The following is a 6,462-nucleotide window of genomic DNA, read 5'->3' as shown; positions in this document are numbered from 1 at the left end:
CTTTCCGGTCCCATCCTGTTCCAGATAGCAAAACGCCCCGCACTATTTTCATAGCGTGGGGCGTCTTTAAGTAGTGAAGCTGACCGATAAGCCGCTTTCTTTTTGGTATTGCGTCGTGGACAGTCATTCATCCCTGAGCTGTAATTTGCTGGCTCCAAAAGCAAAAACCCCGCCGGAGCGAGGTTTTTATGAGAAGTTGAAGCTGACCGATAAGCCGGGTTCTGTCGTGGACAGTCATTCATCTAGGCCAGCAATCGCTCACTGGCTCAAGCAGCCTACCCGGGTTCAGTACGGGCCGTACCATGTGAACCCCTATTTGGCCTTGCTCCGGGTGGAGTTTACCGTGCCACGGACTGTTACCAGCCGCGCGGTGCGCTCTTACCGCACCCTTTCACCCTTACCTGATCCCGCTTACGCGGGCCATCGGCGGTTTGCTCTCTGTTGCACTGGTCGTGGGTTTCCCCCCCAGGCGTTACCTGGCACCCTGCCCTATGGAGCCCGGACTTTCCTCCCCTTCGCCCGTCTCCCCCCGAAAGAGGACGACGACGAAGCGGCGACTGTCTGGTCAGCTTCGGCGCGCAGTATAGAGGGTTAGTGCAGCTTTGTCACCCTTCGAGCATCATCCCCACTCGCAGCGTGGCGGCAACATTGCGCGAGGCCCGGACGATATTGTCGTGCGCACCGCGAAATGCATCTTCGAGCGTTCCTATCTGCGTCAGTACGCTAAACACCGCATCGATACCGTGCTGATGCACCACGCCAACGTCTGCCGTAAGACTGCCAGCGATACCAATAACCGGTTTATGATACTTTTTGGCAACCTTCGCCACGCCCACCGGGACTTTGCCATGAATGCTCTGGCTGTCGATTCGGCCTTCACCCGTAATCACCAGCGTGCAGTCATGGATTTGTTCTTCGAGATTCAGCGCCTGGGTAACTATCTCTATGCCACTGCCCAGCTCCGCCCCCAGGAACGCCATTAATGCCGCCCCCATGCCGCCCGCGGCACCGGAGCCCGGCACCTCAAGCACGTCGATATGCAGTGATTTTTTGATGATAGCGGCATAATGGGTAAGATATCTGTCCAGTTCGACGATCATCTCTTCCGTCGCGCCTTTCTGCGGCCCGAACACTCTTGATGCGCCAAGCTCACCGGTTAACGGATTGGTGACGTCGCAGGCGACCCGCAGTTGACAGGCCGACAGACGCGGGTCTAACCCTGAAACATCTATGTTGTTAAGGCTTATCAGCCCCGCGCCGCCGGGTGCAATCTCTTTGCCGTTGGCGTCCATCAGACGGACCCCCAACGCCTGCACCATGCCAGCGCCACCGTCGTTGGTCGCGCTACCGCCGATGCCGATAATGATATTTTTCGCCCCCTGATCCAGCGCCTGCAAAATCAGCTCACCGGTACCTCTGGAGGTCGTCAGCAGCGGATTGCGCTCGGCATGAGGCACCAGCGCCAGGCCGCTTGCCGCAGCCATTTCGATGAAGGCCGTCGCACCGTCACCGGAAAGCCCCCAGACCGCATCAACCCTGTTGCCAAGCGGGCCGGTGACGCGGGCTGTTTTCGCCACCCCTTGCGTGGCGGCAATCATCGCTTCTACGGTGCCTTCCCCGCCGTCAGCGACCGGAACGTTGACATACTGCGCATCGGGAAAAATTTGTCGAAATCCCTTTTCTATCGCTTTTGCCACATCAGATGCAGAGAGGCTTTCTTTATAAGAGTCAGGAGCGATTACGATTTTCATAGTGGTAGCCTGTTACTGCACAACGCCGGATGGCGTTTCACTCATCCGACCTACAGTGTAGGCCCGGCAAGCGTAGCGCCACCGGGCACAACGTTGTTAGCGAGTGACTTCCACCTTCGCCAGTTTTTCGTAATAGCAGGCCAGTGCGCTGTGATCGGCGGTTCCCAGCCCGTCGGCGCGCAGCGCCTGCATCATTTCCATCACCGCGGCGGTCAGCGGCAACTGCGCCCCTACGCCGTGAGAGGTATCGAGTGCGTTCGCCAGGTCCTTGATGTGCAGATCGATACGGAAGCCCGGCTTGAAGTTGCGGTCCATCACCATTGGTGCTTTGGCATCCAGTACGGTGCTGCCCGCCAGGCCGCCACGAATCGCCTGATACACAAGATCCGGGTTCACGCCCGCTTTGGTTGCCAGGGTCAGGGCTTCCGACATCGCCGCAATGTTCAGCGCCACAATGACCTGGTTAGCAAGCTTGGTTACGTTGCCGGCTCCGATCTCACCTGTATGCACGACGGAACCCGCCATGGATTTCAGCAAATCGTAGTAACGATCGAAGAGGGCCTTATCACCGCCCACCATCACGGAAAGCGTTCCGTCGATAGCTTTCGGCTCGCCGCCGCTGACCGGCGCATCCAGCATTGATACGCCTTTGACCGCCAGCGCTTCGCTGATTTCTCGGCTCGCCAGCGGTGCGATTGAACTCATATCAATCAAAACCGTGCCCGGCTTCGCGCCTTCGATAATGCCGTTTTCGCCAAGCGCCACTTCCTTCACGTGCGGCGAGTTTGGCAGCATGGTAATGATGACATCGCACTGTTCGGCAATATCTTTGGCCGTGCTGGCCGCCTCAGCACCTGCGGCAATCACTTCCGCCACCGCTTCAGGATTGCGGTCCGACACCACCAGCGAGTATCCCGCCTTCAGCAGGTTTTTACTCATTGGTTTGCCCATGATTCCCAGGCCAATAAAGCCCACTTTCATCGTCATCTTCTGTTCCTTCTCAATTACGGTGGTGATTATTTTTTAAAGACGTCAGCCAGTTTTTGCGTTGCGGTGCGGAATACGCCGAGATCGCTGCCGACGGCAACAAAGGTCGCACCCCATTCCAGATAGCGGCGGGCATCTGCTTCAACGGGAGCCAGAATGCCACTCGGTTTGCCGTGGGCTTTGGCCCGCGCAAAGATGTGCTGTATGCATTTCTGTACCTCGGGGTGAGAGGCGTTGCCGAGGTGGCCGAGGGCTGCCGCCAGATCGCTCGGGCCGACAAAAATGCCGTCCACGCCGTCAGTAGCCGCGATGGCATCGACGTTGTCCACGCCGGTCTGGCTTTCGATCTGCACCAGAATGGAGATATTTTTGTTCGACTGGGCGAAGTAGTCCGGCACGGTGCCAAACATATTGGCGCGGTGCGAAACCGACACGCCGCGGATCCCTTCAGGCGGATAACGCGTAGAGGCCACGGCACGAACGGCTTCTTCTTCTGTTTCTACAAACGGGATCAGGAAGTTATAGAAACCGATATCCAACAGGCGCTTAATAATCACAGGCTCGTTGGTCGGCACTCGTACCACCGGGGCGCTTGAGCTGCCCTTCAGCGCCATCAGCTGCGGAATGAAAGTGGAGATATCGTTGGGGGCGTGCTCACCGTCCAGCACCAGCCAGTCGAAACCTGCCAGGCCCAGAACCTCGGTACTGATGGGGTTCGCCAGCGCTGACCAGCAGCCAATCTGAATCTGATGTGCCGCCAGCGCAGCCTTGAAGGTGTTGGGGAATATTCCGTTCGTCATGATTTCTGCCTTTGGTTATTTTATTCGTCAGTCAATGAACCGCACGCCCTTCTTATTTATCTTCAGCCTGACGGGCAGGCTCTGAAATAAAATCCTGCTCAGTATAAACAGCCCTGCCGGGGTCTGCATTGTGCAACTCAACAATATCGACGCGTGTTTTTTTCACCATTATGTGCATCCGCACACTCCGATACGCTCTGCTGCACAGAACGCAACATTGCTGGCCCGGTGGGATTTCGGGCATTTTATTGAGTGATAACGATCACATTTTCACGCGCATTCCCCCGGCATATTGGCGGCTCTTTATTTTTCTTTTTTCGCTTGCCTCTTTTAATACTGGAGAAAACGGAACAATGGCTGATATCGAAATCCGTGACACGTCACCGAAGGCAATTTATATCAAAGTGCATGATGCTGATAACGTCGCCATTATTGTTAACGATAATGGGCTGAAGGCGGGCACCCGCTTTGCAGACGGCCTGACGCTCATTGAGCACATTCCACAGGGCCATAAGGTGGCGCTGGAAGCCATTGCACGCCACGGTGAAATTGTGCGCTACGGAGAAGTGATTGGTTATGCGGTGCGGGATATCCCCAAAGGCAGCTGGATTGACGAATCCACCGTCTCGCTGCCGGAAGCGCCACCGCTGGAAACCCTGCCGCTAGCCACGCGAGTGCCGGAGCCATTGCCCGCGCTGGTAGGCTATACCTTCGAAGGTTACCGCAATGCGGACGGCAGCGTCGGCACGAAAAATCTGCTGGGCATTTCCACCAGCGTGCACTGCGTGGCGGGCGTGGTGGACTATGTGGTGAAAATCATCGAGCGTGATTTGCTGCCGAAATATCCGAACGTCGACGGTGTGGTCGGCCTCAATCATCTTTATGGCTGCGGCGTGGCGATCAACGCGCCTGCCGCCATCGTACCGATCCGCACCATTCATAATATTGCCCTGAATCCGAACTTTGGCGGTGAAGTGATGGTGGTCGGGCTCGGCTGCGAAAAACTACAGCCGGAGCGCCTGCTGCAAGGCTCTGAGGATGTGCAGGCGATCCCGGTGGACAGCGCCAGCGTCGTGCGTTTGCAGGATGAGCAGCACGTCGGCTTCCGCTCAATGGTCGACGATATTTTGCAGGTGGCCGAACGCCATCTGGCGAAACTTAACCAGCGTCAGCGTGAGACCTGCCCGGCGTCGGAACTGGTGGTCGGGATGCAGTGCGGCGGCAGCGATGCCTTTTCCGGCGTCACCGCCAACCCTGCGGTCGGCTATGCCTCGGATTTATTAGTCCGCTGTGGTGCCACGGTTATGTTCTCGGAAGTGACCGAAGTCCGCGACGCCATTCACCTGCTGACGCCGCGCGCTATGAACGAAGAAGTCGGCAAGCGCCTGCTCGAAGAAATGGCCTGGTACGATAACTATCTCGATATGGGCAAAACGGACCGCAGCGCCAACCCTTCCCCCGGCAATAAAAAGGGCGGGCTGGCGAACGTGGTGGAGAAAGCGCTGGGATCGATTGCCAAATCAGGGCAAAGCGCGATTGTCGAAGTGCTCTCTCCGGGGCAGCGTCCAACGAAGCGCGGCCTGATTTACGCCGCCACGCCTGCCAGTGATTTCGTCTGCGGCACGCAGCAGGTGGCTTCCGGGATCACCGTACAGGTATTTACCACCGGGCGCGGCACGCCTTACGGCCTGATGGCTGTGCCGGTCATCAAGATGGCAACGCGCACCGAATTGGCCAACCGCTGGTATGACTTAATGGACATTAATGCCGGGACGATTGCCACCGGGGAAGAAACCATTGAGGACGTTGGCTGGCGGCTTTTCCACTTTATTTTGGACGTGGCGAGCGGGCGTAAAAAGACATTTTCCGACCAGTGGGGGCTGCACAACCAGCTGGCAGTGTTCAACCCGGCCCCGGTGACCTGATGTAAGGGCCAGTGAAGTAAACAGGACGGCCCGGAGGTTGCGGGCCGATTCTTCCGACATTTCTTCCGTCACGCTCTGTCGGAAGAAAATAGCCTCACTCCCCTTGCTGCTCCAGCGCGTGCTTATACAGCGCGTTTTTCTTCACACCGTGGATTTCAGCGGCGAGCGCGGCGGCTTTTTTCAGCGGTAATTCGGTCTGCAGCAGCGCCAGGGTGCGCAGGGCTTCGGCGGGCAGTGCGTCGTCACTTTGCACTTTGAACCCTTCGATAATCAGCACCATTTCGCCTTTACGACGGTTTTCGTCTTCTTTTACCCAGGCCAGCAGTTCGCCAACCGGCGCGCCGGTGATGGTTTCCCAGGTTTTGGTCAGCTCACGAGCCAGCACCACGTAGCGGGATTCGCCGAGTACCGCCGTGATGTCTTCGAGGCTTTCCAGCAGACGATGCGTGGACTCGTAGAAAATCATCGTACGCGGCTCGTTCTCCAGCGCTCGCAGCGCGTCGCGACGGCCTTTGGATTTGGCGGGCAGAAAACCTTCATAGCAGAATTTATCGGAAGGCAGCCCGGCGGCGCTCATTGCCGCAATGGCGGCACAGGGGCCCGGCAGAGGCACCACGCGAATTCCGGATTCGCGACAGGTGCGCACCAGATGGTAGCCCGGATCGTTAATCAGCGGCGTTCCGGCATCAGAGACCAGGGCGATGTTTTGCCCCTCTTTGAGCTTCGCCAGAAGTGTTTCTGCTTTTTGCTGCTCGTTGTGGTCGTGCAGCGCAAATAAACGGGCGTTAATCGCAAAATGTTGCAACAGTAAACCGGTATGTCGGGTGTCTTCTGCGGCAATAAGATCAACAGCCTGCAACACGTCCAGCGCACGTTGGGTGATGTCGCCAAGATTACCGATTGGCGTGGGCACAATGTAGAGTTTGCCCTGAGAATTGTCCGCTGTTTCGCGTTGTTTCATTGTTTAGTCCGTATTGCCGATTTAATATTGAGCATTGA

General features: G+C 57.2%; 5 protein-coding genes and 1 other RNA gene. 1 reads left to right on the top strand and 5 read right to left on the bottom strand.

Going from position 1 to position 6,462, the window contains the following annotated elements:
• Positions 1-194: 194 nt before the first annotated feature.
• The 4 genes from rnpB to garL all read right to left on the bottom strand — a co-directional run bounded on the left by rnpB (position 195) and on the right by garL (position 3,538).
• Positions 195-573, bottom strand: an RNA gene (gene rnpB, locus CRO87_RS17660) — RNase P RNA component class A.
• 32 nt (positions 574-605) lie between these two features.
• Positions 606-1,751 (bottom strand): glycerate 2-kinase, encoded by a 1,146-nt coding sequence (garK, locus tag CRO87_RS17655; protein WP_097164239.1) that lies wholly within the window; start codon positions 1,749-1,751, stop codon positions 606-608.
• A 96-nt stretch (positions 1,752-1,847) separates the two neighbouring features.
• On the bottom strand, positions 1,848-2,738 hold the full coding sequence (gene garR / locus CRO87_RS17650) for a 2-hydroxy-3-oxopropionate reductase (protein ID WP_097164238.1): 891 nt from the start codon (positions 2,736-2,738) through the stop codon (positions 1,848-1,850).
• A 29-nt stretch (positions 2,739-2,767) separates the two neighbouring features.
• Positions 2,768-3,538 carry a 2-dehydro-3-deoxyglucarate aldolase gene (gene garL / locus CRO87_RS17645; protein WP_097164237.1) on the bottom strand — a complete coding sequence of 257 codons (771 nt, stop codon included), beginning with the start codon at positions 3,536-3,538 and terminating at the stop codon, positions 2,768-2,770.
• A 353-nt stretch (positions 3,539-3,891) separates the two neighbouring features.
• Between garL and garD the strand changes: the two genes are divergently transcribed.
• A complete protein-coding gene (gene garD, locus CRO87_RS17640; protein WP_097164236.1) occupies positions 3,892-5,463 on the top strand; it encodes a galactarate dehydratase in 1,572 nt (523 codons plus the stop codon).
• 94 nt (positions 5,464-5,557) lie between these two features.
• Here garD and rsmI read toward each other — a convergent pair whose 3' ends face one another.
• Positions 5,558-6,424: a 16S rRNA (cytidine(1402)-2'-O)-methyltransferase gene (rsmI, locus tag CRO87_RS17635; RefSeq protein WP_097164235.1), complete on the bottom strand. Its 867-nt coding sequence runs from the start codon at positions 6,422-6,424 to the stop codon at positions 5,558-5,560.
• Positions 6,425-6,462 lie beyond the last annotated feature (38 nt).

It is taken from the genome of Enterobacter sp. CC120223-11 (genome assembly GCF_900215375.1).
GTDB lineage: Bacteria > Pseudomonadota > Gammaproteobacteria > Enterobacterales > Enterobacteriaceae > Scandinavium.
This window is presented reverse-complemented; position numbering and strand designations above follow the sequence as displayed.